The sequence below is a fragment of the Chlamydiifrater phoenicopteri genome (assembly GCF_902807005.1).
GTDB classification, from domain to species: Bacteria; Chlamydiota; Chlamydiia; order Chlamydiales; family Chlamydiaceae; genus Chlamydiifrater; species Chlamydiifrater phoenicopteri.
Genome location: NZ_LR777658.1, coordinates 322,612 through 348,517, shown reverse-complemented (window position 1 = coordinate 348,517; position 25,906 = coordinate 322,612). Strand labels below are relative to the sequence as shown.

28 protein-coding genes and 2 tRNA genes are annotated in these 25,906 nt (G+C 40.1%); 18 read left to right on the top strand and 12 right to left on the bottom strand.

The window, feature by feature from the left end; all coding sequences use genetic code 11:
- The first annotated feature begins 14 nt into the window (after nt 1-14).
- Nucleotides 15-974 (top strand): hypothetical protein, encoded by a 960-nt coding sequence (locus KJA58_RS01495; protein WP_213357703.1) that lies wholly within the window; start codon nt 15-17, stop codon nt 972-974.
- Here the strand turns inward: KJA58_RS01495 and rimO are convergent.
- Nucleotides 940-2,346: a 30S ribosomal protein S12 methylthiotransferase RimO gene (gene rimO / locus KJA58_RS01490; protein ID WP_213357702.1), complete on the bottom strand. Its 1,407-nt coding sequence runs from the start codon at nt 2,344-2,346 to the stop codon at nt 940-942. The two genes, KJA58_RS01495 and rimO, sit on opposite strands and share 35 nt — an antisense overlap.
- 145 nt (nt 2,347-2,491) lie before the next feature.
- Between rimO and rpmG the strand changes: the two genes are divergently transcribed.
- The 5 genes from rpmG to rpsI all read left to right on the top strand — a co-directional run bounded on the left by rpmG (nt 2,492) and on the right by rpsI (nt 5,900).
- Nucleotides 2,492-2,650: a 50S ribosomal protein L33 gene (rpmG, locus tag KJA58_RS01485; RefSeq protein WP_213357701.1), complete on the top strand. Its 159-nt coding sequence runs from the start codon at nt 2,492-2,494 to the stop codon at nt 2,648-2,650.
- 58 nt (nt 2,651-2,708) lie between these two features.
- Nucleotides 2,709-4,238: an ABC transporter permease gene (locus tag KJA58_RS01480; protein WP_213357700.1), complete on the top strand. Its 1,530-nt coding sequence runs from the start codon at nt 2,709-2,711 to the stop codon at nt 4,236-4,238.
- Between the two features lie 2 nt (nt 4,239-4,240).
- Entirely contained in the window at nt 4,241-4,906 is a 666-nt protein-coding gene (locus KJA58_RS01475) for an ABC transporter ATP-binding protein (protein ID WP_213357699.1), read from the top strand.
- Between the two features lie 119 nt (nt 4,907-5,025).
- Nucleotides 5,026-5,478, top strand: a complete 453-nt coding sequence (gene rplM, locus KJA58_RS01470) for a 50S ribosomal protein L13 (protein WP_213357698.1) — start codon at nt 5,026-5,028, stop codon at nt 5,476-5,478.
- 14 nt (nt 5,479-5,492) lie between these two features.
- Nucleotides 5,493-5,900 (top strand): 30S ribosomal protein S9, encoded by a 408-nt coding sequence (gene rpsI, locus KJA58_RS01465; protein ID WP_213357697.1) that lies wholly within the window; start codon nt 5,493-5,495, stop codon nt 5,898-5,900.
- Nucleotides 5,901-5,940: 40 nt separating this feature from the next.
- Here the strand turns inward: rpsI and KJA58_RS01460 are convergent, their stop codons facing one another.
- Genes KJA58_RS01460 through KJA58_RS01450 form a run of 3 tightly spaced genes read right to left on the bottom strand, consistent with a single transcriptional unit; the run spans nt 5,941 to nt 8,485 of the window.
- Nucleotides 5,941-6,870 (bottom strand): C40 family peptidase, encoded by a 930-nt coding sequence (locus KJA58_RS01460; RefSeq protein ID WP_213357696.1) that lies wholly within the window; start codon nt 6,868-6,870, stop codon nt 5,941-5,943.
- 15 nt (nt 6,871-6,885) lie between these two features.
- Nucleotides 6,886-7,791, bottom strand: a complete 906-nt coding sequence (locus KJA58_RS01455; protein WP_213357695.1) for an RluA family pseudouridine synthase — start codon at nt 7,789-7,791, stop codon at nt 6,886-6,888.
- A 52-nt stretch (nt 7,792-7,843) separates the two neighbouring features.
- Nucleotides 7,844-8,485 (bottom strand): adenylate kinase, encoded by a 642-nt coding sequence (locus KJA58_RS01450; protein ID WP_213357694.1) that lies wholly within the window; start codon nt 8,483-8,485, stop codon nt 7,844-7,846.
- A gap of 148 nt (nt 8,486-8,633) precedes the next feature.
- Between KJA58_RS01450 and KJA58_RS01445 the strand changes: the two genes are divergently transcribed.
- From KJA58_RS01445 to KJA58_RS01435, 3 genes are all read left to right on the top strand, one after another.
- A complete protein-coding gene (locus KJA58_RS01445; RefSeq protein WP_213357693.1) occupies nt 8,634-9,629 on the top strand; it encodes a hypothetical protein in 996 nt (331 codons plus the stop codon).
- An 84-nt stretch (nt 9,630-9,713) separates the two neighbouring features.
- Nucleotides 9,714-10,889 (top strand): ABC transporter ATP-binding protein, encoded by a 1,176-nt coding sequence (locus KJA58_RS01440; protein ID WP_213357692.1) that lies wholly within the window; start codon nt 9,714-9,716, stop codon nt 10,887-10,889.
- A gap of 82 nt (nt 10,890-10,971) precedes the next feature.
- Nucleotides 10,972-11,451, top strand: a complete 480-nt coding sequence (locus tag KJA58_RS01435; RefSeq protein ID WP_213357691.1) for a hypothetical protein — start codon at nt 10,972-10,974, stop codon at nt 11,449-11,451.
- Nucleotides 11,452-11,492: 41 nt separating this feature from the next.
- On the opposite strand, the gene pgl is transcribed toward KJA58_RS01435, so the two are convergent.
- From pgl to kdsB, 5 genes are read right to left on the bottom strand one after another with little or no spacing between them, the layout of a single operon-like run.
- Nucleotides 11,493-12,287, bottom strand: coding sequence for a 6-phosphogluconolactonase (gene pgl, locus KJA58_RS01430; protein ID WP_213357690.1), 795 nt, complete (start codon nt 12,285-12,287; stop codon nt 11,493-11,495).
- A 6-nt stretch (nt 12,288-12,293) separates the two neighbouring features.
- Entirely contained in the window at nt 12,294-13,844 is a 1,551-nt protein-coding gene (gene zwf / locus KJA58_RS01425) for a glucose-6-phosphate dehydrogenase (RefSeq protein WP_213357689.1), read from the bottom strand.
- A gap of 42 nt (nt 13,845-13,886) precedes the next feature.
- Nucleotides 13,887-14,327: a Holliday junction resolvase RuvX gene (gene ruvX, locus KJA58_RS01420; protein ID WP_213357688.1), complete on the bottom strand. Its 441-nt coding sequence runs from the start codon at nt 14,325-14,327 to the stop codon at nt 13,887-13,889.
- Nucleotide 14,328: 1 nt separating this feature from the next.
- Complete coding sequence (pyrG, locus tag KJA58_RS01415) at nt 14,329-15,933, bottom strand: CTP synthase (protein WP_213357687.1); 1,605 nt, start codon at nt 15,931-15,933, stop codon at nt 14,329-14,331.
- On the bottom strand, nt 15,909-16,676 hold the full coding sequence (gene kdsB / locus KJA58_RS01410) for a 3-deoxy-manno-octulosonate cytidylyltransferase (protein ID WP_213357686.1): 768 nt from the start codon (nt 16,674-16,676) through the stop codon (nt 15,909-15,911). The genes pyrG and kdsB overlap by 25 nt, the downstream gene beginning before the upstream one ends.
- 163 nt (nt 16,677-16,839) lie before the next feature.
- Here kdsB and KJA58_RS01405 point away from each other — a divergent pair, with 163 nt between their 5' ends.
- The 6 genes from KJA58_RS01405 to KJA58_RS01380 all read left to right on the top strand — a co-directional run bounded on the left by KJA58_RS01405 (nt 16,840) and on the right by KJA58_RS01380 (nt 20,173).
- Nucleotides 16,840-17,538 (top strand): hypothetical protein, encoded by a 699-nt coding sequence (locus KJA58_RS01405; protein WP_213357685.1) that lies wholly within the window; start codon nt 16,840-16,842, stop codon nt 17,536-17,538.
- A 117-nt stretch (nt 17,539-17,655) separates the two neighbouring features.
- A complete protein-coding gene (locus KJA58_RS01400) occupies nt 17,656-18,576 on the top strand; it encodes a 5'-methylthioadenosine/S-adenosylhomocysteine nucleosidase family protein (protein WP_213357684.1) in 921 nt (306 codons plus the stop codon).
- 103 nt (nt 18,577-18,679) lie between these two features.
- Nucleotides 18,680-18,752 (top strand) — tRNA-Ala (locus KJA58_RS01395).
- Nucleotides 18,753-18,755: 3 nt separating this feature from the next.
- Nucleotides 18,756-18,829 (top strand) — tRNA-Ile (locus tag KJA58_RS01390).
- Between the two features lie 35 nt (nt 18,830-18,864).
- Nucleotides 18,865-19,563: an ABC transporter ATP-binding protein gene (locus KJA58_RS01385; protein ID WP_213357683.1), complete on the top strand. Its 699-nt coding sequence runs from the start codon at nt 18,865-18,867 to the stop codon at nt 19,561-19,563.
- Nucleotides 19,564-19,573: 10 nt separating this feature from the next.
- Nucleotides 19,574-20,173, top strand: a complete 600-nt coding sequence (locus KJA58_RS01380) for a hypothetical protein (protein ID WP_213357682.1) — start codon at nt 19,574-19,576, stop codon at nt 20,171-20,173.
- Between the two features lie 17 nt (nt 20,174-20,190).
- Here the strand turns inward: KJA58_RS01380 and KJA58_RS01375 are convergent, their stop codons facing one another.
- Complete coding sequence (locus tag KJA58_RS01375) at nt 20,191-21,462, bottom strand: SPW repeat protein (RefSeq protein ID WP_213357681.1); 1,272 nt, start codon at nt 21,460-21,462, stop codon at nt 20,191-20,193.
- A gap of 187 nt (nt 21,463-21,649) precedes the next feature.
- Between KJA58_RS01375 and KJA58_RS01370 the strand changes: the two genes are divergently transcribed.
- Nucleotides 21,650-22,351: a thioredoxin domain-containing protein gene (locus tag KJA58_RS01370; RefSeq protein WP_246485709.1), complete on the top strand. Its 702-nt coding sequence runs from the start codon at nt 21,650-21,652 to the stop codon at nt 22,349-22,351.
- Complete coding sequence (locus KJA58_RS01365) at nt 22,344-22,790, top strand: disulfide bond formation protein B (RefSeq protein WP_213357680.1); 447 nt, start codon at nt 22,344-22,346, stop codon at nt 22,788-22,790. The genes KJA58_RS01370 and KJA58_RS01365 overlap by 8 nt, the downstream gene beginning before the upstream one ends.
- Here the strand turns inward: KJA58_RS01365 and tgt are convergent.
- Both tgt and KJA58_RS01355 read right to left on the bottom strand, forming a co-directional pair.
- Nucleotides 22,787-23,905, bottom strand: coding sequence for a tRNA guanosine(34) transglycosylase Tgt (gene tgt, locus KJA58_RS01360; protein ID WP_213357679.1), 1,119 nt, complete (start codon nt 23,903-23,905; stop codon nt 22,787-22,789). The two genes, KJA58_RS01365 and tgt, sit on opposite strands and share 4 nt — an antisense overlap.
- A 107-nt stretch (nt 23,906-24,012) precedes the next feature.
- Nucleotides 24,013-24,717 carry a queuosine precursor transporter gene (locus KJA58_RS01355; protein WP_213357678.1) on the bottom strand — a complete coding sequence of 235 codons (705 nt, stop codon included), beginning with the start codon at nt 24,715-24,717 and terminating at the stop codon, nt 24,013-24,015.
- Nucleotides 24,718-24,968: 251 nt separating this feature from the next.
- Between KJA58_RS01355 and KJA58_RS01350 the strand changes: the two genes are divergently transcribed.
- The gene (locus KJA58_RS01350; protein WP_213357677.1) at nt 24,969-25,781 is read left to right on the top strand and encodes a hypothetical protein; all 813 of its coding nucleotides are present in this window, start codon (nt 24,969-24,971) and stop codon (nt 25,779-25,781) included.
- Nucleotides 25,782-25,906 lie beyond the last annotated feature (125 nt).

The window sequence follows — 25,906 nt, the reverse complement described above, 5'->3', positions numbered from 1 at the left end:
AGGAAGAATAGGTTATGGAAGAAAAACCTCTAGAAAATAACCTCTCAGAAGAAGTCGAGAATCCAAAAACTAAAATCTCATTTCCGACATTCAATAAATACACGATCACCACTCTAGTAGACGGAAAAGCTAACCCCGAAGCACCAAACCAACCGAACGAATTAGAGCTTGAAGGAAAAAACAGAGAGGAAATTAAAACCCACGCCTTAACTATAGAGGAAAATTTATCAACCTCCTCGTTAAAATTGACAACTGATTTAACCTGCGAAAAAAATTTAACCGCAGATAAGGGCGTTTTCGTCAAAAATAATTTCTCCTTAAAACCCACAACAACTGTTAACATAAACGGAAAATTAAACCTCTTGAATTCAACTATAATTTATAAAAGCGCCACAAAATCTTTCGATTCAGCTAAAGTTTCAGACCGAAAAGATCAAGAGTATATTCCTTATGGAGAGTTAAAAAAATATGGCATATCGTTTATGACGAGGTCCTCATGGAGCGAAGGTCAGGTAGGCGAGGGCGGAAGTGTTTATTGGGGACAGTATTTCAGTTGGAGCAATTATGCGACTATAAATGAGGTAAAACACCCAAACAACAATGAAGTTTTTCAACTCCAAAGCCCAAACGGGACAAACCAAGGAATTTGGAGAGACTATTACCTAACATTTAAAAAACCAGGCATCTATAGAGTTAGCGTTGCGATATCTAAACACGGAGCTTGGCTTGATAACGGCCGCGGTGGATTAAATGAGCTTAAAGTTACCTTTGAAAATGGGCATACGCACAAGATTGGACACATGACCACAGCAGGACAAACAAACTATAATTACCGGTCATCAGGAATTATAGGAGCTGTTGTAGCGGCTAATCAGCCCGGGAAGTTCTGGATAGAGTGTATAGGACCCTCATACAGGGTCCATATGTTTGACTGGTCCATTATAAGACTTCCTTCTCTTCAATGGGATCCCTAGAATAGGACGCTTTAGAAACAACTCTTCCCACCAAATCATACCCTATGACACCCGTTATTTCGACTTCGTACCACTCTCCCAGATTCGATACTTTTCTTGCGTCATTGATGACGATGCAACCGTCTATTTCCGGGGCCTGACCATAAAATCTTGCCGCCAAAAGCAGCGAACTATCCGGATGGTAGCCGTCTACTACGGCTATCATCTTTTTCCCTACATAGGAGAGATTTTTTTTCTCTACGATCTTTTGCTGAATTTTAGATAAAACACTAAGACGTCTAGACTTCTCTCTGTTAGAGATTTGGCTCTCCAACTTAGCAGCGTGACTGCCTTCCTCTTGCGAGTAAGTAAATATTCCTAAGTTATCTATCAAGCCTTCTTTCACAAAATCGACTAGCTCACAAAATTCTTCTTCCGTTTCTCCTGGGAACCCTACTATGATAGAAGAACGAATCTTGACAAGGGGAACTTGCTCTCGCAATCTTTTCAAAGTATGGCGTATCTCCGCTCCAGAGGTCTTTCTAAACATAGCCTTTAAGATCCGGTCATTGATATGTTGGATAGGCATATCAAGGTAGGGGAGTAGTCTAGAATCCTCCTTCATTAAGGCAATAATCTCGTCATTAACTTCATCTGGATATAGATATAACATTCTAATCCAGAACACCCCTTTTTCCTTTAGAATAGCTCTCAGAAGATCCACTAACATAGATTTCCCAGAAATATCTTTGCCATAATCTCCAAGATCCTGCGCTATCAAAATAATTTCTTTAACTCCTTGAGACAGCAGAATTCTAAACTCTTTCAGAACCCTATCCAAAGGCTTACTACGCAATTTTCCTTTAATAGAGGGGATTATGCAGAAAGAACACTGCTTGCGACACCCCTCCGCAATTTTTAAATACGCATAGTGTTTTGGGGTAGATAGCTTCCTAGGAACTTCTCCCGCCTCTAAATAGCTTTTGGCATCAATTTTTTCTCCTCGTTCTTTCGAAGAGATCGCTTCTAAGATGCTCTCCACATTACCGGATCCAAGCATATAGTGGATATGTGGAAACCAAGGTTTTAAAGCTTCTTTATGTTTAGAAACCATACATCCCGTCAAAATAATCTTGGCAGTAGGTTTTTTCACTTTAACTAATTTGTCTAAATGTTCTTCAACCTCATCCCTAGCGGCCTTAAGAAAAGCACACGTATTCAAAACAAAGTAATCGGCATCACGAGGATCGTCACAAACTTCATATCCTGCCTGCAAAAGCAGGCCTAACATAACTTCACTGTCAACCAAATTTCTTGGACATCCTAAGCTAATAAAGTGAATTTTATTTTCTGAAAGTTCTTTATTGAAAAATTGTTTCACATCAACCGTCATAGCGATCTCGATCTATCATGATTTAGAGAAAAAGCCCTTCGGACGAAGCACCAAAACCTTTGGGGATTCGAAGGAATCTTGATTATTTTTCCAAATGAGGATAGGATTGTAAGCGATTTGTCACTTTCTTTAAAGGATTCGTCGAATGGCCAGCAAAAATAGAGAGATCATCAAGCTCAAGAGCACCGAAAGCTCGGAAGTACTTTGGACAACCAAGAACAAAAGAAAAACACCTGCTCGACTGGAACTAAAAAAGTATGATAAAAGGTTGCGTAAGCACGTGATCTTTAAGGAAGCCAAATAACTGAGTCAGGGGACGCCTAGAAATTTAGCTTCCTCCTTCTCTAGATTTTGAGGGAATTATGAAGTTTGAATTTGCTATGGCACTTAAGTATTTGCTTCCAAGGAAAGAGCGTCTTTCAGCTTCTTTTGTTTCTCTCTTCTCTATAGGAACGATAGCTCTCGTGGTTTGGCTTTCTGTTGTTTTCCTTTCCGTAATTGGGGGAATAGAGAAGAGATGGATCCAAGACCTTTCAAAGCTTCATTCTCCAATAAAGATTTGTCCCTCCGAGAATTACTACTCTTCTTACTACTATAACATTGACTCTTACTCCGAAAAATCTAACTATTCGCTAAAGACTTTAGGAGAAAAGCTATCCTCCGCGGCTTCTGACCCTTATGATCAAGATCTAGATGAACCCCTGCCTGAAAAATTTCCTTCTCCGGATTTAGCTGCTGACGGGGCACTAATAGATCCTGTTAAAGTTCTTTATAAAATCCTATCTCCCATAGTTGTTAAATATCATGGCGAATTTCAAGAATTTGAAGAGAGCTATGGCCAGCTTATATTAAGTGAAAAATACTCATCCAGAAAAGAAGAAGATCTTCGTGGATTCTCTAGGCTCATTTCTTACGATTTAAGTTCCTCGCAAAGAGACTTACTCCTTCCATATAGTTCTGGGGATTATCTATCGTTTGCTTTGAGTCCTTTAAACCTTTCATCTTCCGAACCTAGAAAAAATTTTATACAAGTCTCTGCAATATTTGCAGGAAAAGGGGTTGTTTTACCCAAACGATACGCAGAAACAGGATATCAGGTAGGGGATACTGGAAGTCTTTCTTTTTACAGAGGGAATAACTCCACCCCCATATCACTTCCAGTTGTAGTCACAGGGTTTTACAACCCAGGGCTTTCCCCTATAGGAGGCAAAACAATATTTGTAGATAAAACGTTAGCGGAAACCATCCGAGACACAACCCTAAGGGATGCCTCCCCACAAAACGGTATTACCAATGGATTTGATCTGTTTTTCCCGCAGTTCAAAAAAATAGAAAAAATAAAACAAGAAATCCGGCTTTTACTCAAAGCTCATCACATTGATCACTACTGGCATATCGACTCTTTGTATGACTATGAGCAATTTCTTCCTATTCTAGAACAACTTAGCAGCGACAAAATTTTGTTCCTCTTAGTTTCTTTTATCATCCTCTTTGTGGCTTGTTCCAATGTTGTGACCATGTTAATCCTTTTAGTTAACGACAAGAAAAAAGAGATAGGGATTTTAATAGCTCTTGGAGCGTCTAAAAAACAATTAAAACGAATCTTCGGCATATGTGGCGCTATTTCTGGGGGGACAGGCGCTTTTTTAGGGGTTCTCTTAGCCATACCTACGCTTAAATACCTAGAAGCTATAGTAAACTTTCTCGGTGGACTGCAAGGCCATGCAGCGTTTAATAAGCAGTTTTTCGGCAACACCTTACCAAATCAAATTGACAATCTCATTATTGCTGTCATAGGAATTGCAACTCTTGTTCTCGCTACAATTTCGGGCATAATACCCTCAATAAAGGTAGCCAAAATGCAAGCTTCGGAAATATTAAAGTCAGAGTAAGTATGCCTCTATTAGAAGCAAAAAATATTTATAAAACTTTTATTAACCAAGGCACCCCTCATCAAGTGCTCAAGGGGATATCCTTATCTCTGCACGAAGGAGAAGTTCTGGCTATTACAGGGTCGTCAGGAAATGGAAAGACGACTTTATTAAACATTCTAGGGACCTTGGATATGCCTTCTTCAGGAGAACTTTTATTTTTTGACAAGGCTTTCTCTTCCAAAGAATACCCTTTGATTAGAAATAAATATTTGGGGTTTGTTTTTCAGCACTTCCATTTGTTAGAAAATGAGACCGTAGAAACAAATATTTTAATGCCTGCCATTATTGCTGGCATTACCCCAAAAAGAAACCCAGACATTATAAAAAGAGCGGAATTTTTGGCTGAGAAGGTTGGTTTAAAGAATAAATTAAAAATAAAGTCTGCTCTTCTTTCTGGGGGAGAAAAACAGCGCGTAGCTATAGCTAGAGCTCTAATTAATGATCCAAAGATCTTATTAGCAGATGAGCCCTCAGGCAACCTTGACGACCAAACTTCCTCGAGTATTCATAATCTTCTACTAGGTCTAGCAACAGAGGGGAAAGGAATCATACTGGTAACCCATAACAGCCGTCTTGTGGAGAAATGCTCTAGACAGTGCGTTTTAAAAAATGGATCTTTTTCGTAAAAAACTTAAAAACCTATAAAATAATATTTTATCCTCAATCTGAGGGGCTTATAAAGAGGTTTTTATTTGGAAAAAAATTCCTTAGATCCTATAATCCCGACATCACCAAGGGGTTAGAAATGGAAAGAAGAAAAGAAACGAGAACGACCATGCTTAGAGCTTGCGATGCAGGGAAGAAATCTTGGTTCGTTATTGACGCTTCAAATAAAACTCTGGGAAGATTGTCTTCTGAAATAGCTAAGATCTTAAGAGGAAAGCATAAGGTCACTTTTACTCCACACGTTTCTTCTGGGGATGGGGTCATCGTTATCAATGCAGAGAAGGTTAGACTTACTGGAGCTAAGAAGGCTCAAAAGACCTACAAATACTACACCGGCTATATAGGTGGAATGAGAGAGGTTCCTTTTGAGAACATGCTAGCTAGAAATCCTGGCTACATCATTACGCATGCCGTAAAGGGAATGCTTCCTAAGACTCGTCTTGGTAATAAACAAATTAAATCTCTTCGGGTGATTAAGGGCGGAAATTATGAAGAATTTCAGGCTCAGAAACCTGTTGTGCTAAGCGCATAAAATTGGAGTAGATCGTGTCGAAGGTTAGTGCTATTCAAGAATCTGTTGCCACAGGAAGAAGAAAGAGAGCCGTTTCTAGCGTTAGATTGCGCCCAGGAACAGGAAAGATCGATATCAATGGAAGAACTTTTGAAGAGTATTTTCCTATACAAGTTCAGAGGGATATGATCTTAGCTCCTTTCAAAACAACAGGAAAAGGGGAAGACCAGTACGATATCATAATCAGAGTGAGCGGTGGCGGAGTTCAGGGTCAGGCCATAGCTACCAGATTAGGGATATCTAGAGCTCTGGTTAAAGAAGATGAAGCCAACAAACAGGACTTGAAGTCTTTGGGATACTTAACCAGGGATCCTAGAAAGAAAGAAAGGAAGAAATACGGCCATAAAAAGGCTAGAAAGAGTTTCCAATTCTCCAAACGTTAAGTTCAAAATCTCGTTGGTGTGTTCAAAAGGCCGAAGACTTTCAGACAAGTTCTTCGGCTTTTTTATTGTTTTTTGGAACGCCATAAAAGGCTTCGTACGCCTTCCAAATGTCTTTGCCTTGTTTTTTGCAAAGTAATAACATCCTATTACCGTCCACAAGAAAAGATTTTTTTTCTTTAATAACGTTTACGCACCCGACGCTAAGTGAAGCATGTATGATTTCATTATTTATAGATTTAATCATAACATGATTTAATATTCCTTCTTCTTCAAGAAAGATAAGCCCTCCGACAGGAAGCAAATTGAAGGAAGAAACTGGCGTGCAGTAATTATGTTGATCGGAAGCGTTCCTGGGGAAAAAAATCCCTTGAGCCCTAAAAAGCAGATTAACAAACCCAGAACAATCTATACCCATAGACCTAGAGGTCGTGGAAAAAGCTGTTCTACCTCCATATAGGTAAGGTATTCCTAGCATTTGATAAGCATCTTTTAATAATTCATGAACATCGAGCTTTCTGGGAATAGGGGCTACACATTTGGGAGAGCAATAGGCTTTGGATAAGATTTTTCGATACGATGGATCAAAAATTTCCTTAGAAAAAGGTAAGGAGACGTTTCCAAAAAAATCACACTGTAAATAGGTCCCGTAGGGGAGAGGGATATTCCAAGGTAATAACCGAGCATCTAAGGTTTTTACAACAACGTTTGGCCTGTATGTTGGTTCCATAGGGATGAGGTTGAGAAAAAAGGGGCTGAACTCTGAAAAATCTCGACTAAAAGCGTGATACCCTGGGTAGGGAATAAACTCTCCCTTTACCACTGTTTCCTGCTCCAAAGCTCGATAAACAGGACGCATAGGAGGCTTAGGAGAAGAAGAGTCTAAAACTTCTCCAAATACCAGTTGGGTTTCTAGGCCCTCTTTGTGGGAAAAGAGCTCAAAGAGTGAGGCAGCGACAACAAATCGCTCCATACACCATCTCCACTATTACAATGAGTTCAAGTGCTGATAAGGGTCAGGGAACCCTAGCCGAGAGAAATATTGAGGAATGGGCACCCTTAAGTTCATAGGTATTTTCTTGAAAGGATGAATAAAAGAAAGAGACAATGCGTGCAACAGCATTTTCTTAGAACTTACAGATTCTCTTTTCCCGTATACGGAATCCCCAACCACAGGACATCCAGCTTCTGCACAATGAACTCGAATTTGATGCTTTCTTCCTGTTTCTAGCTGAGCTAGTACATAAGAGAAATTTTTAGACTCCTTTAGAACTTTGATATGTGTTACGGCTTTTTTAGCTCCTTCTGTTTTTGGTGTTACAGAGACGACTCTATACGATTCCAACTCCTTAAGATAGCTTTCAAAACGAGTCTTCTTCGTTTGTAACTTCCCATCCAGAATAGCTATGTAATAACGTAATATATCGTGTTTTTCAAAAAGCAAGGAAAACTGTTCTTTAGCCCGAACACCTTTAGCAAAAATCATTAGTCCAGAAGTATCTCTATCTATTCTGTGAACAGGAAATATTCCTGAAGTTTGATAATGATGTCGTAGTAGAGCTAGAGCATTGTTTCCGCCGTTTTCTGTAGGCACGCTCAACATCTGAGGAGGTTTATTAATAGCTACGAAACTTCTATCTTCGTAAAGAATTTTTATACCATTTACAATTTTTTCTTTACGAAGGGGGAGTAAAGAAACCTTGTCTTCTTCGCTGAAGGTTTTAGAGAACTCGGAGACTATCTCTCCGCCGACGGAAACTCTTCCAAGCCTTATCCATTCCTTTATAGAAGTCTTAGAGGCTTCCGGATAAAAACTCTGAACAAGGTCAACAATAGACAAAGAAGACAAAGCTCCTCCATTGAAAAGAAAATCCTTAGGGGAGCATTTTACCAAAGAAGGGTATTAACGGATAAAAATTTGTTTCCGCGATAAGGGAACTTTGCGTTTACAAATTTTTTAGTACTTCTGAAAATACCTCTTCTTCATCTCCCGAACCATCTATCTCCACAAGTCTTCCCGTTGTTGCATAAAAAGCTATGATGGGGAACGTTTCTTCTTGATAGGTTTTCAAGCGCTGTTTGATAACTTCAGCATTATCATCTTTTCTGATGACGAGAGCTCCTTGACAAACAGGACAATTATTCTCAGTAGAAAAAGATCCTTTTTTGAAAGTTTGTCCACAAGAGGAGCAAGTAATTCTAGACGTCAACCTATCATATACTTCTTGGTCGGAGATTTTTATGTTTAGAACAATAAAAGAGCAACCTTTGATAAGCAGTGATTGAGAAAATTGTTCTGCCTGCCTAACTGTTCGAGGGAAGCCATCAATAATGTACCCGTCTTTACAGTCAGGTTCATTAACTCGCTGTTCAATCATGGAAATCACTAGATCATCGGGGACCAGAAGTCCTTTTGAAATGCACTCTGCAACTTTTTCCCCTAGGGGAGTAGAATTGGCTATATTCTCTCGAAATAAATTGCCTGAACTTATATGGGGTTTTCCTGTTTTCTGAGAAATTCTTGAAGACTGAGTGCCTTTACCACACCCTGGGGGCCCCATTAAAATAACTACTTTGCTTTCTGACATAAACCTCCCGAATAAAGAAGGGAGTTTCAAGCACAAGATCTCTTTTGTCAAGAGAATCCTTGACTATTTCTTCTAACAAAAAATTTAACAAAAAAAAAGAAAGATGTAGACTCTCCGCTCTCATTTAGACAAAGGGAGATCTTTCGTCATGGGATCTGCAGAAGTTTCTGATTTTTCTATACAGTCTTCTATCCTTGCACTGATAGGCGCCAACGCGGTGGACTCTGGATCGACTTCTTGCTTGATTGAGAAGTTTATCAAGTGCTCTGATAATCAAAGAGTCATTGAAAGCTTAGAAAATCCTCTTAGTGTTGACGCGACGAGGGACCTTCTGTCTTTACTTCATCGAATAGGAGCGGGAACCTCTCCAACTTTCAAGTCTCATGATTTATCTGAGACTGAAGCTGTATACCTGCAGGATTTCTACCGAGTGAGCCTTCTTGCTATATGTGCAGATCTTTTCCTCCCTATGGAGCAACTTACAGGCACTGCCTGTGGGAGATGCATATCGCACATCATAGCGATAATGCTCTTATTTGTTTCAATTGTCTGTGGGGTCAGGCATCTTATTCTTTTAGCGAAGTCTCGAGAACGTTCTAAAGCCCTTCTTGATTTTATCTCGAGTCAGACAAGGGGTAGGAGCATTTTAAGCCCGCAGAGAGCCGCTATGGTTTCTGCAGCCCAAAAAGCTTACCAAGCAGAGAAAGCTTACTCTCGAATCAAGCTGCTTTTTGGGCTTTTGGAGGTGGTGTTCTTTGTTGGCATAGTTCTTTGTTTAGTACAGCCCGTATTAGCTTTGTTTTCAGTAGCATGTATGTGTGGTGTAGTATCTCATCTTACAGTGATTGGCTTATCCATAGCCTGTACAGCTGCTGTATTCTATCTCCCTCTTCTGCTTTTAGAAAGCTATGCCAAAAGAAAAGTATCTGGTCATCTGGAAAAGGCTCTCTGTTTTTATTTACTAGCAAAACAGACGCCAATATCCTTGGCTCATCTGAACATTACTCCAGACCTACTTTCTTTCGAAGAGGACGAGAACTTTGTAAAGAAACTCTTAATCAAAGGTCCCAAAGGTCATGCGGGTTCATGGGAGGGGTGGGGAGCAGGCTCTCCGCCACCAAGCTACTCTGATTTAGAAAATTAAAGATACCCCTCATTCTCAAATTTAGTCAGGACATTTGTTTTTTCTTTTATTTTTTTAAAAGCAACTCCTGTAAAATATTTGGGCATGGAGCCGTTAAATAATCTAGATACTGAGATTCAGTCTTCTATCCTGGCCTTATTAGGGGCGGAATCGACTTCTTCTGGTTCGGGGGCCTTTCTTTCGGATGAGTTTGTAGTTTGTTCTGATGCAAGACGCGTGCAGAGGAATTTGACAAATCCCTCGAGTCCTCGCGCTACTCGGGATCTAGAATCCCTGGTCACCCGGATAGGCTTTCAAGAGGCTCCAAGATTTTCTGGAGGAGGGGACCAGGTAGACGGTGACATACCGTTACTCATGTATAACTGGTACAATATAGATTTGTGTTCACGATGTGTCTTTGACTTGTTTTTTAACTGCCCAAGAAGACGCTATGATGATTCTGAATCTGTGGAGCCTAACAGAGTTTTCGCCATTATAATTGCTGTTGTCCTTCTCTTTTCCTCCACCATTTTGGGTGTCAGAAATATAGTCTTGTTCGCAAAATCTGTGGAAAGGTCCAGAAAGCTTCTCAACTTTATTATGAGTAGCGCAGCATCCATAAGAGATACTCGCAATCAACAAGCCCTGTTGGTAGCTTCTGCTAAGGAGGCATATAAGGCCGAAAAATCTTATATGCGCATTAAACTGATGTTTGGAATCTTAGATTTAGTTCTTAGCGCAGGCTTAATTTTGATTCTTGCAGCTTCTATTCTGGCAGCGACGTCGTCTGTATACCTTGGCGGAGTTTTATCATGTCTAACGATAGTGGGCCTTTCATTAATAGGGCTAGTAAGTATTTTCTATCTTCCTCTGCTAATATTAGAAAGGAGGGCGAGAAAACGCTCTGCAGAGAACATAGAAAAATCACTTTGCTTTTACCTGATGGCGAAACAAACCCCGGAAACAATATCAAACTTTAGACTATCTTCAGCGTTCGATTTTTTGGACGATGACTCGGGTATACGAGCACCTAGGGAGGGGGCTCAAACATCAAATAAAAGCCCCACGTATTGTGCACACTCAGAGGAAACTACATCTTCAACTAGCTACCACACGTACTTTCAATCACAAAAATTCACATCGACAAGTCTCATAGGGTCGCAGGGGCCTGCTCCTACTCCTTCTGCTCCACCCTATGAAGAAAGTTCTTCTCCCTCAGCGCCTCCTCCAAGCTATGAAGAATTGGAAAAATCTGGCGCTTTTTCTAATAAAGATAATTAAGATTTCTTAACAAAAGAAGCTTCTGTTTAAAAAAAAGTTATTTTGCTGTAGAATCTTAAAAAAAAAAACTTGGAAAGTACAAATGTTTTCCCATATTTCTCTAGCTTGTACTAACCACAAGCACTACGAGGATCTTTCCCCTAAAGAAAAAGTTGGTAGGATAGCTGCTGTTGCTATAGATATTTTACTTTTTCCTATAGTGGCGATCATTTGCGGAATTGTTGGAAGCCTCATATTCATACTTAAAACTCTCTACGGCATAATCAGAGAGCTTTTGCACAGGATAACTTGTAAAGGTGATTGCTCGAAGGAGACTTTGTACAAGAGGGTATGGGGAAGGGTGAATATTGCACACTTTACGCCGTCGTTTATGTTGATGCTTCCTATCCTAGGGATCGGTTTATACTGGCTGGTTAGGAAGTCCAATCTCCCTGACCTTGAAGAGCTCAATTGTGCTGACTACACATGCGTTTTGCTTACCCTATCTGTTAGAGAAGCTTTTTCTGCTCTCGAGGAGAAGGCTCCGCAACCGTGTTTGGCTAATCTAGCAGCCTCCGCTTAATAAAGGAGAGGTCTAGGTCTTTTGCTGAAGAGGAGGCTCTCCTAAGGTAGCACTAGCTTCCTTTCGGGAGGGATCCTCTCGTAATCGGCTAAGTCATACGTATCTGGAGCTAGAAACCAGAAGGCGGGGTTGTTCTCTGTTCCAACAAGTTCTGCAGGAAACTTTTCTCGGAGGAGAGCTTCTTCGTTGGAGAGAATGCTGGTCTCTAGGATGCTTTTCACCACTGCTTTTTTCGCATCACCTTTTACATAAAAAACGTTGTGCTTCCCTCTCTGCAAGCAAGGGAAAGTAAGCGTCATTCGCTTACTTTGATGTTGGGGCACATCATTAAAAACAACTAGCCGATCTTTGACGTCCAAAGCCTTCGTTTTCGGGAATAAGGAGGCCGTATGGCCATCATCTCCCACACCCAACATAATAAAATCAAAGCTACTTTCGGGAACACGTTCTGTTAATAATTTCTCATAATCGACATCTCCTTCAGGATTTTCTACCTTCATCCTAAAGAAATGGTCTTCTGGGGCCCCTAATTCTCTGAGAATAGCCATTGCATTTCCGTAGTTACTTTCTGCAGTCTCTGGGGGAACACATCTTTCATCACCCCAGAAAAAGAAAATCTTCGAAATATCAGCAATCAAAGATTTCTTCTTCACTAGTTCAGAAAAAATAGCCAAAGGAGTGGATCCTCCAGAAAGGGCAACGAAAAAGCTTCCCTTGCTTTCAATGGATTTATTCGCACAAGAGATCCAATCTCTGACAGCGAAAGAAAGGAACTCCTGATCACTACTAGTTAACAACCATCTATTTCCATGATTAAGATTGACCATGATACTCATATTTAGCTATAAGACCCTCCAGCTTCTACCATCGGCATGCATCAAAGCATCGGCACATTGTGGACCGGAAGAACCTGCGACATAGTTAGGGAACAATGCGTCAGAAGGATCATTCCTCCATTTTTCTAGTAGGGGAGTAAAGAGTTCCCAGGAAGCTATTACTTCATCATTACCAGTGAATAGGGTTCTATCTCCCAATATACAGTCACACAGAAGGCGCTCATAAGCCTCTGGGGCTTGGGTTTTGAAGTAGCTATCGTATCTGAAATCCATTTTTACAGGTTTGACGAGATTGCTAACCCCGGGGACTTTACAGTTAAATTTCAGAGCAACCCCTTCGTCTGGCTGTATACGAATAATTAATAAATCGTTTTCTAACTTTTCTTTAGAGAAAAAATCCCCGTGGATGGGCTTTTTAAAAGTTATTGCAATTTCTGTACAACGTTTTTCCAATCGTTTACCTGCTCGCAGGTAAAATGGCACCCCTTGCCAGCGTGGAGTATCTATAAGCATTTTTAAAGCTACATAAGTTTCTACCAAAGAGTCTGGAGCGACAAGATCCTCTTGTCGATATCCTTTAACAGATACTCCACCGACCTTACCCGGCCCGTATTGCCCTCTTACAACGGGGTATGTTGGAGACTGAATTTCCGAAAAAGGGACGACATTATTCAAAACTCGAATTTTTTCTTTTTTGATACTTTCAGAAGAGAAGCTCGTAGGGGGTTCCATTGTTAACAAGCACAACAGCTGCATCATATGGTTTTGCACCATATCTCTTAACATTCCTGACTGTTCGAAGAAATTACCTCTCGAGCCTATCCCTATAGACTCACTCACTGTAATTTGGACGTTATCTATACATTCTTTTGCCCAACAAGACTCGAAGATTTTGTTAGCAAAACGTATTGATTGAATATTTTGTACCGTTTCCTTCCCTAGGTAATGATCTATGCGATACACACATGTTTCACACAAGTTATCATCAATGCACTTCTGCAATTCCTTAGCGCTTTCCAGATCATGACCGAAAGGTTTTTCTATAATCACTCGTGTCCAAGAAGACTTCTTGGAGCAGCACGAAGAAGGCTCTTTATGAGGAATAAATAGCTCATGGCTCCTAAGCTGTTTAATAATCTCTTGAAAATTACTTGGCGGAGTAGACAGGTAGAATAATCTATTGCCCTCGGTAAAGAACTCAGAATCTAGCTGGTGCAGAAAATCTTTGAGCGATATGTAATCCTTATCTTCGTTAAAAAAGCCTTGATGATAGAACAACCTCTTCTGCAGCCTTTCCCAGGCATGCACATCTAACTCCCTATGATTACCATACATAGACACAGCTTCTTGCATTTCTGAGCGAAAAACATCATGATCTTTAGGTCTACGAGCATAGCCTACGCAAGCGAAGCGATCCGGCAACTGATTTTCTCTGGATAAGTTATACAAAGCAGGAAGAAGTTTTCTTGCTGTTAAATCTCCCGTAGCTCCAAAAATAACTAAGACACAGGGAGGCATTTCATTTGGGAACTCCCTAGGAGGAACAGGAAACATCATAACATACCCTTGGTAAAATAGTTTTCAAGAAAGCCTTCCTTTTTAGTACACCGAATAACCATTACTAGCGAGAAAACTTGATAAGATTAGAGACGCTGCTACAGAGTCTACTTGCTTAGCCCTTTGTTTTCGATTCATCTCTTTTTCCCTTAGCATTCTATCGGCTTCTGCTGAAGAGAGCCTTTCATCCCAAAGAATAGGAGAGAATCCTAGCACTTTTTCCAAAACATCTCTAAAAAGAGCAACTTCGTTACTGCCTAGGCTATCTCCTCCTTTTAGGTGGAGAGGGTTTCCTATAACCACGCAAGTGATGTTTCGTGCTTCGACCAAAGATAAAACCTCTTTAGCAGTATCTTCCATACTTCTTTTGGTTTCGATATTGCCCAAAGGCAAAACGACGTAGAGGGGAGGCATAGCAACTGCTACGCCCACACGCTTTTTACCATAATCTAAACATAAAAAGGATCTTTGACTTTCGTCCATCTTATGACCGAGCTCTGATACTCATTGCTTTTGAAATAAAAGCTTTGAAGAGCGGATGAGGGGCTACTAGCTTTGATTTAAATTCGGGGTGAAATTGTACTCCTATCATCCAGTTGTGATTTTCTAACTCCATGATCTCACACAGTCCCTGAGGAAGAAACTTCCCTACAGTACGCAACCCGGCTTTGGAGAATTGCTCTTCATAGAGGTTATTGACTTCATAACGATGCCTATGCCTTTCAGAAATATTTTCATACCCATATGCGGCAAGAACTTTGGATCCCTCTTCTAAGACACAGGGGTAAGCTCCTAGTCTCATAGTACCCCCTTTATCAACGATCTGATTTTGTTCATCCATGATACAGACCACTGGGTGTGGGGTTTGGGGATTCATTTCTAACGAATCAGCATCTTTTAACCCAAGGACATTTCTTGCAAACTCAACAACCATTACCTGAAGACCTAAACAAATGCCAAAATAGGGGAGGTTATGCTCCCTGCAATACTTTGCTGCAAGAATTTTCCCCTCCCAACCTCTATTACCAAAGCCTCCAGGCACTAGACAAGCTTGACAATCTCTCAAGCTGGACTCATCAAATTTGTCGGCATCTACAGGGACTATTTCCGCGGTGCAATCAAGACCTGCTGCTGCATGAGAAAGAGACTCAAAGATAGACTTGTAAGCATCTTTATGTTGTAAATACTTACCCACGACACCGACAGAGATCTTATCTTTAGGAGATTTCAGAACACTGACTAATTTTTTCCAATCATCAAGATTATTTTTCCTATCACCAGAGGAGAAGCCTAACCGACTCATAACAAACTGAGCAATAGACTCTTCATCCAAGATTAAGGGGAGTTCATATACGGAAGCTTCTACATCAGGAATGTTAAAAACAGCTTCCTCTGGAACGCTACAAAACAGGCTTATTTTTCGTTTAAGATCTCCAGATAAAGCCACTTCAGACCTACATAATATGGCATCAGGAATAACGCCTATCCCCCTTAAAGTCTGTACGGAGTGCTGAGTGGGCTTACTTTTAATTTCGCCAGAAGCTTTGAGGTAGGGGACATATGTCATATGAAAATTTAGGCAGTCTTGAGCATTTTCGTAGCGGAACTGTCTAATAGCTTCCAGAAATGGGAGGGACTCTATATCTCCAACCGTTCCTCCGATTTCTACGATAACGATATCGGGTTTCTGGTCTCCTACACAACTTCTTATGACTTCCTTGATTTCATTAGTAATGTGGGGGACGACCTGAACAGTGCTTCCCAAATAACGCCCTTCTCGCTCTTTCTTAATGACCCTAGCGTAAATTTGACCAGAGGTAGCAGTAGACAGCTTAGAAAGATTCACCGAAGAAAACCGGTAATAATGACCTAAGTCTAAGTCTGTCTCGGCTCCATCGTCAGTGACATAGATTTCCCCATGTTCAAAGGGATTCATAGTTCCGGGGTCTACGTTTAAGTATGGATCCAACTTCAACATAGAAACGGAGAGTCCGTGACGCTCTAGCAACAAAGCCAAAGACGCTGCGGTTAATCCTTTCCCCAGAGAAGAGACTACTCCTCCCGTTAAGAACAAGCATTTAAATGACATAACAAATAATTCTCTACTTTTTTGATATCTTCAGGGTAATCTACAGAAGGAGGTTTTACGTCAGACATGCATACGTGCACACTACCGCCGCTTTCAAGGATCCTTAATTGTTCGAGATCTTCTGAAAGGCTTAAAGGAGTTTTAGGCAGTTTTAAATAAGTCTCTAAAGAATCTCTTCTAAAGGCGTATACCCCTAGGTGAATGTAAATATCCGCTTTCACTTTAAACTGGCTGGGAATAAGACTTCGACTGAAGTACAAGGCCCTTCCATTCTGATCAAAAACACACTTGACCTTTCTTTCGGTAAAAATCTCTTCTTCATCGTGTCCTACAGACACCGGGGTTACGATCTGAACCTCTGGACGTAATTCCATTTCTTCTATCATTTTATCTATAACGTAGGAGGGCATACACGGCTCATCGCCTTGGACATTTACAATAATTTCTGCTTCGGGACAGAACAGACGCGCAGCTTCTCCCACACGTTCAGTGCCATTGGAACACGACTCTGAAGTCATAACACACTGACCACCAAACTCTAACACATGATCATAGATTCTTTTATCATCAGTAGCAACAATAACTCTATCGAGTTTTTTCGAAGAGGAAATACTTTCGTAAGTTCTTCTTATTAAAGACTTTCCTGCGATTTCCGCTAAGGGTTTCCCCGGGAATCTAGAACTTCCCCATCGAGCGGGGAGGATAGCAACTTTCTTATCGTTAAAGCGTTGAGAAGCATTCATGAGACGACCTTGAAAAAAATCCTAAGAAGAACGCGGATTATTACAGAGTCTATCGATAGTTGACAAGCCCTTTTTAATAAATTCTTTATAAAAAAAGAAATTAAAAATTTAATTTTCAAAAGCTATTATTAAAGAAAGGTTTTCTATATTTTTTTGGTTTATTATGTTCTTTCAGAGAAATAATTTGTTATCATCTGTTTTAACTAGCTTATTGGTTTTAGGCCCCCTCAACACACACGCAGAGGAAAACGGTAAAACTAACGCCTTCCTAAATAGTTTTAAAGACCTCTTCTCCTCTAAAAAAAATACTAAAGAAAGCCACACCAATCTAGTTGGACTCTTCTCCGGAGATTGGAAGAAATACGATTATAAGGACTCTGGATTCTCTGTGGAGCTGCCTAAAGAACCCGAATACTCTAGACAAACAATCGAAATCCCTCAGTCCGACATTACTATCAAGTACGAAACTTTTGTCGCAGAACCCAATGAAAACCTCATCTATGTGATTTCCGTCTGGAATTACCCAGAGAAAATCGATATCGGCAAACCAGAGCAAAATCTGCAAGAAGGTTTTGCTGGTATGCTATCAGCTCTTCCAGAATCACACGTTCTCTTCATGCAGTCCTCTACACACCAAAGTCATCAATCTTTGGAGTTTTGGATTCGAAATGAAGACATCTTCTTTAGGGGAAAACTTATTTGTGTAGACCACACTCTTTACCAAGTATTTATGGTATACAAGAGCAATGACGCCAAAGCCTTGGATCAAGAATATCAACAATTTTCTAGCTCTTTCCATATCACAAAACAAGCAAAAGCCACTAAGATTCAATCTATAAACAAGAAAAGGATCTCCTTGTAAAAAGCTACACAGTCCTAGAAAAGTCCAGGCGTCGTCTATACACATCTGGATTTTTCTCTGTAAAAAAATTTTTTTCTTATATAAGACGGTGTATATTCTTATTCCTTCAGCACCGTCATGAGATACCTTTTCTTCACCTTAGCTTTATTCTTTCTACAAAAATCTTCCTGTCTAGCGACCTCTGAACAGCATATCCGTCATCCACAATTTCAATCTCATCACTCGTCCTTAACTAAAACTTCCATACAACGAATAGGAATTATTTTTGCTCTTCCCGACAACAGCCTTCTTCAAACTCCTTTGCCAGAACAATTCCCATGGCTAGCAAACATAAAACAAACCCAGGAGGGGAGTAGAAGCTACTTCCATGGCGTATACTTGGGAAAACAAATTATCATTAGCTCCCTTTGGCCGACCAAGGTAGGGGCTGCCATTACTACCTCCAATATGATTTTACAACAAAAAGTAGACATGGTCCTAGTCATCGGCTCCTGCTATTCGAGAGACCCTCGAAATCACCTTTTCGATCTTTTACTCCCCAAAGGTTATATCCACCACGACACCGATTTACGCCCTATGTTGAACAAGTTTGAAACACCGGAAAATCAACTATCCATATTTCAAACCTCTCCAGAACTTTTCCAAGCTATCAGTCGAGGAAGTAGAAGATTTCTTAATCTAGAAAGAAGAAATATTGAAAACCTTCTTAAAAAATATGGATTCATTCAACAATATACCGAAGGATTACACTCTGTAAAAGAGGGGGTTATAGCCACAGGAGAACCTTTTTCTCTCTCTAGAAAATATTTTCTATCCCTACAGAGAGATTTACCAGAAATTGCGGGTTTTGATAACTCGGGATGTGCTATAGCTCAGGTATGTCATGAATACGGGATCCCATGTATGGGACTTAACATTGTTGAACCACACCCCATGGAAGCTCCTAACCAAGAATCCTGGGGTAAACTACTTAGAGAAATCAGAAAAATGTATACCAAAGAGTTGGTGGAGCTCCTCCTTGAGGAAATCGTCTTATAACTGTAATCCAAACTTTATCTCTGAACAAATATTCTCATTGTAGATAAATCTTTTAGTCGTTAATATCGTGTCTTCTTTCGTTTGCAGCATCTGCTTCAAAGGCGGGGACTTAGCTTAGTTGGTAGAGCGTCTGATTTGCATTCAGAAGGTCAGGAGTTCGAATCTCCTAGTCTCCATTTGCGGTTATAGCTCAGCTGGTTAGAGCGCGACACTGATAATGTCGAGGTCCCAAGTTCAAGTCTTGGTAACCGCAAAAAGGTTTCTTTTAATACCTACACCTCTCTAGTCATGCTGACTGTTTCTGATCTAACCTATTCATACCCAGAACTACAGGTGTTTGATCAAGCCAGCTTCTTCGCGCTTCCTGAACAAGTGACAACAATTCTAGGAGCCTCCGGAATAGGAAAGACCACTTTGTTTCGTTTAATTTGTGGTTTATTACACCCAGAAAGCGGCAGCATCCAATGGAGCAATCAGTCCATTAATGAAAATCATATTGCTTACATGCGCCAAAAAGAAGTCTTGCTTCCATGGCGAACAGCTAGAGAAAATATCTCCCTATTAAATGAGTTAGGAGACAAAAAAAAGAAAAAGATCTCTGAAGAAGAAATCCTTGAGGCTTCAAAAGTTTTGGATATAACTCACGTCCTAGACAAATATCCATCAGAACTTTCTGGCGGAATGAAGCAAAGAGTGGAGCTGGCCAGATGCTTGGTGTCTAACAAGCCCGTCCTTTTGCTCGACGAGCCCTTCTCATCATTAGACCCTCTTATCAAAGAGTCTCTCTATAAAGAGACGACTTCTTTAGCAAAAAGAAATCGAACGACGATAGTTTTAATTACTCATGACATTTTTGAGGCCTTACTGCTATCAGACAAGTTATATGTCATTAAAAACGCCTCAATTCATCCCGTTGATATAGAAACGGTTTCCTTTTTATGTAAAAAAAATACCCGCCAAGAGTTAATAGAATTCCTTTTTCTCTAGAATCAATCTTATGAAGATCAATCTCCAAGAAACTTCTTCTGTAAAGTTCTCCATTCCGCTCCAAAAAATTCAAGGACACGTACTATCTCCTCAGGAAAAGCTTCTTAGACAACACGAAGCTTCTAAAGAATTTCTTTTCGGCTCTATCCTAATAGCTATAGCTGGAATATCCGGATGGCTAGCTATTGCTTTAGGAATCATAGGAACATCTTCTCTCTACGAAGGATTGTCAGCTTCCCCCTTACATGAAGTAGTTCTGCCCATGATAATACCTGCCATCTTCTTGATTATTTTTTCTTTACTTCTCGTTTGGATAGCTAAGAAAAAACAACATGTAATTTCCAGGAATCTTTCTGAAATAGTGGCTTCTGATACTACGCTAATTCGCAAACATTTCTCTCAAAAGCGCCCCGAAACCTTGCCTTGCGAGGAGATCAGTGACTTTATTTATAAAAACATCCTCACTGGAAATAAAAACCGTTCTTACCAACTTTCTCTTTTAAGACACATACACACCAATTTCACAAAAGAAAATAGCGCCCCTCTAGATAAAAAAATCGCCGACCAAATAAAGGACATTATGGAACATTTTGACTCCAAAAGAGAGTAAACCCCTAAATCATCCGACTAAGATCTTGTTTCAGAATCAAACCGACCCTTTCTCAGCGACAAAGCCATTATAGTTAATCCAGACAAAAGTATGATGGAGAACCCCGCCTGTCCGTAGGGAAGCCTAAAAAGAAGCGGAGTGATAGCAACACCAAAACCAAAAGCTAAATTCATCAGACGCAAAGCACGCAAACTTTCTGAAAAAGCCAAAATAGAAAAGGTAATGACAAACCGACTACAAATCTTTAAAAAATTTTCCATCTGATCAGAAATCCCTAAAATTTGACTCGTTTCAGCCAAGGCAAAAGCGATCAAAATTACAGCGATCAAATTTAGGGGAAGGGAGAGCCCTTTGAAAGACTCTCTTAATAATTTAGAGGCAGAAACTAAGGATCTTTCTTCCCAAATAAGAGTTTTATTGTAGAATTCCGAGCCCCTAAACAATACTCTGAACATCCCACCTTGCTTATTAGAAGGAATTTTAGCCAAATAAATACACGTAGCCTTAATCTCATCGAAAGAAAATGCTATCAACAATGCCTGCTTCAATATCATTACTGTGCAGAGGGGACAAGCCCACGAGGTTTTTCCACCCAAAGCCACAGGAAGAAGTGTCAATACAGCAATAATCAGCAGTATAAATCCTGAAGCCAAAACAGACAGAGGTCTAGTATGCCAGCGTTTCTCTCTTCCAGACAAAATAAATGCCCCAAAAACTGCAAAAGAAATCGATAATAATCCTTGAATATAAAACAACTCCTGACTGCATTTTCCCAAGCCAGCTAGAGACAGCGCGCCCGAAGCAAAACCTAGACAAGAAGCTGTTAAATGTCTCGACTGTATCCACGATAAAACAACCAAAAACAGTATAATTAATCTCCTTCCATAAGTAGAAGGGTTGTACTGTAGCCCCTCAGGAATACTAGGCCCCACATCTAATTCCTTAGGTCTAGAAGGGGAGCTTACGGAAGCCAAAAGGATAGCGAACCCTATCAAAGTATCATTGGCAAAAACGACCGGACTATTGGTTAAAAAAGTTGCTACACAACAAATCCAAATTCCAATCAACGCTCCTAAATAAATTAGGGGCCGCCAAAAAGTCATCAAAGCGGCTAAAAAAATTAACGCGCAACCGCAGCATAGATCAGACGTAATGACCGTTTTTGATTCATACCCTAGAGTGTACGGAGACGCTAAACACCAAAGACCAAGGAAAACAAATAAGCAATTAATCTTAAATAAAGAATACCGAAAATGACGATGAATATTCGAAAAAGTTTCTTTATCCATGTCATTTTCCTCCTCTATTATTTTGTCTCCTCTATAAAGCGGATAGAATAAAAGGAAAAGAATTTTCTATAGAAACTTAGTTTATTATTACTTATAACGTTGCAGTCAAAGAAATATCGATATTGTTTTTTTTGTAAAAATATTCTATCTAGTCATTAATTCAACCTCATCCAAGAGAAACGATCCCTTGAATAAAAAGACTCTTACTCTTTTAACTGCAGCTGTTTTTTTGCTCTCCGCCGGGGTGATGATGAAAATCAAACATTCCATGCTGCCTCCAAAAATTGGAGTGAAGATAGATGTCAGAAGATTCCCTACTATTGGCAACCTAGCTGCTCCTATCAATATTACTTTGTTTGAAGAACCTTCTTGTCACGCTTGCGAAGAATTTTCTTCGGAAGTTTTTCCAAAAATAAAGAAAGACTTTATCGACACTGGTGAAGTTTCTTTCACTCTCATCCCCGTCTGTTTCATTGAAGGATCAATGCCTGCTGCACAATCTTTAATGTGCATCTTTCATCACAACTCTAAGCAACCTGACCCAGAAGCTTTTGTTGAATATTTTCACAGAATTTTAAAGTACAGAAAAGTAGAAGGAGAGGAGTGGGCTACACCAGAAGTTCTTGGTAATTTAGCAGAAAACTTACCGACAAACTCTGGAAGGACCATTAATTCTGAAGGATTAAGACAGTGCGTAGCATCCAATATCCATAGAGAAACTATAAAGCAAAACAACATCTATGCTACTGGGTTAATGAACGGTCAACTAGCAACACCTACAGCCATAATTGGAGGAAGGCTTATAGAAGACCCTACTTATGATGAAGTCAGTAGGGTTGTGCGAGTCTTAAAAAAGAAGCTAGAAAAAGGCAAAGATATTTATGAGTAAGTTTTCTCTACCTCTGAATAGGCTCCTACAACAATTTCGCTTCCACGCTCTCTACACCGCGTGGGTTCTGGCGTGCATTGGAACCTTGTGGAGCATTTACTATAGCTATATTAGAAATATTGAACCTTGCTTTCTCTGTCATTACCAAAGAATTTGTTTATTCCCTCTTTGCATAATTCTAGGCATCGCTTCCTACAAAGATTCTTCCGAAATAAAGGACTATGTTCTACCGCTACCTATTCTGGGGTTTTGTGTTGCAGTCTACCAAGTATGCCTACAAGAAATTCCGGGAATGCAGTTAGACTTGTGCGGAAGAGTCTCTTGCGAAGCAAAGATTTTCGTCTTTGGCTTTATAACCATTCCCATGGCATCGGCTCTAGCTTTTGCCACAATAGCAGGGTTGCTATGGACTGCTAAAAATAAGGAGATAAAACACTAAATGCGATCCTCAAGAATGTCTTGCCGAATTTTTTCCATCAACCTAGCCATGTACATAAGATTATGTTCTGAAGCCCATATCCAGTAATTAACTTCCTTAGCTTTAAAAAGATGATGCAAATACGCCCTAGAAATTCTACTAGCACATGCTCGACAAGGGCACCCCTCCTCTATAGGTGAAAAATCTTTTGAATAAATAGCTTTCTCTATTTTCACCACCCCTTGATGAGAGAAAAGAAATCCTCTTCTAGCAACCTTCGTAGGGAAGGCACTATCAAAAGAATCTATTCCGCAAGAAACTAATCCCAAAATAGACTCTTCATCACCAATGCCCAAAAGATGCACAGGCCTATCCTCAGGTAAATTAGAGGTGGTAAAGTCAACGGTATTGAATAATTCTTCCTTATTTTTTCCTACACTGCCGCCTATAGCAAACCCGTCAAAAGCATTTTCACTAACAAAACGACAGCCCTCTAACCGCTTAGAAGGATCTATTCCTCCATGAATCACTCCATACATGGATTGATATCCAGGATTTTTCAAGTGATAATCTAGAGAACGCTTCTCCCATCGATACGTACGCTGACACGATTCTATCAAACGCTCCTCACTGACGTGATAGGGTAATAGCTCATCGAAGGGAATAATAATATCTGCTCCCAAAATTTTCTGAGATTCTACAGAAACTTCGGGGGAGAGAAAAATGTGGCTTCCATCACGATAAGATTTGAATAGAACTCCGTCCTCAGTAACCTTTAGTATCCCTGAGGAATTCTTCCTTTTTCCTCGACTTTTTAACTCCTCGGCAACGGAACCGTAGGCCAGACTAAAAACTTGAAACCCTCCAGAATCTGTAATAATAGGAGCATTACGGTTCATAAATTTGTGAAGTCCACCAAAAGCCGCTATAACCTCCATCCCAGGATGAATCATGAGGTGATAAGTATTACAAAACATTAAATCAATGAAAGAATGGTCTACTACTCCCTTTAAAGTCGCATTTGTACCCACGGGCACAAATGCAGGAGTGTGAATAACTCCATGTTCGGTCTCTATACGACCAACTCTAGCCCTAGACTTCCTAGACTTCTTATCTACTATAAAACGCAGTGCCATAAACAGTTGTTATTGATGAAAAGGATCGAGGGTACCAAAAACACGAAAAAATTCTAAACGAATTCCTCGCATTCAATAATCAACCTAAGCTTTAAAACTAGGGGAGTTTACGAAGAAATTTCACGCTGACTTTGCTCTTGCACCTTATCTTTGATGGAGGAGAGAATGCCCCTCATAAACGACAAAATAGGCATAGATAGAATTATCCCCAAGCTTTTCGCTGACAAGCTCATGATAATGACATCATCAACCTTTGCCACCAACCCATATAGTCCAACAAAGCAAAAGAAAACAGTATCTACAACCTGGGAAAGTATCATAGAAAGCGCTGATCTAGCACTAAAAAATCTCCCTCGAAAAAGCTTCTTGAGAAATAAAAAGGTTTTCTCTTCAGTAATCTGCGACAGCACCAAGGCTCCCAAGGAAGCCATTGTAAGACGAAGCGCGGGGGACAGAAGGAAAATAAAATGCTCCTGCGACTGATCGTGCACAGAAGGAACCATGGCAGCATGAAGCCTGGAAGCTATCAAATAAGCAATGCTCAGCACCCAAGAAATTTGTAATACCTTCCTTGCTTCTTCCGCTCCGTAAAACTCTCTGAACAAATTAATGACCGTTAACAACCCTATAATGTACACATCAGTAGCTGTCACATCCAAAGAAAATAAAGACACCTGTTTTGTAACAAAGATGTTTGCTATAAGGGTCAAAAAAGTCACCCAAGCAGACACCCACAACCTGCCTAAATAGACAAAAATCAGGCCTGCTACTAAAAGAAACGTCATTTGTATAAAAAAGATACCTTCGTTCACGACATCACCTTAAAGAACCCTATTGTACAATAAAGATTAGTTTCATTCCTCATCTAAAAAATTCGTATACCCACTCAAAAGTTTATGAAGAGGCTTTTTTGAAAAAATCCCCCAGCACTAACAAAAAACAACGTAAAACAAAAACCCTAACTACAGAACCCAAGAGGATGTAAAGTAAAACTTTTATTCTCAATAAATCAAAAACATGTTAGCTTGCCTGTCCAACAAAATCATTAGGTACTTGCATGAACATGAAAAAGACTCTTAACTCAACAAGGACTCGCGTCTACAGGAAGCTTTTCAATGCGTCCATTTGTGCTGTGCTGGGATGCCTGGTTTTTGCTCTTTCCGGATGCTCTGAATCTTTCGTTTCAGAAAAGCAAGTCGCTGAAGAAGTAAAAGCCATCCTTCCATCGTTTAAGGTAGAGTGTGATGAACTTCAGTGTTCTTCCCCTTCTTCAGATGAGATCTGGGATACTATCATGGCTCAATTATCCAGTAACCTTTTGCCTGTCCAATTTGAATCTATTCCTATAGTTCTCTACGACAGACACATGGATCCAAGTATAACAGAGGACGTTGTTCAATCCGTTATACTAGAAAAACACGCCGTAGACGTTTTAGGAGCTAGAAGGATTTTTAACTACAACCTCCAAATGAACGGAGAAGATCTCGCGGGTTCTAGCCGATACGCAGGTATAAACGCTGAAGCCGTAAAAAATGGTCTGGAAGAAACCTTCTTCAACGCTATTTTATATTTTATGAATAAAGAGCAATTCTGCGTGATAAGAAGCAAGTTTCCCCTTTATTCTTTAATTCCCGTAGTCGTCCGCATCAGGGGAGAGAGCCCTTTGTATAGCGTTGCCTACATGTTCTCTGCTACTGCGGATGTTTTCGGGCTTTTAACCTTGCCTGGAGTCCTTCCGAATCCAGAAGTCTTCAACGAGCTTTGGGAAATAATGTCAAGCGAGACAGTCAAAACAAGCTGGGGAGAATCCTTCCCACAGGATTACCTGTTAACCACATTGTTGGGAAGCGGGAAACCAATAACAACTTTAGAATAATCAGCTAGTGCTGACAAGTATCCTAAAAGATCTTGTGTGCTTGAATGCTTGGTCTTGGTATTATTTTGTCTGATATGCTTGAGGCCTTGGACACTCCAAGGCCTTTTTTGTATATCTCCAATGTG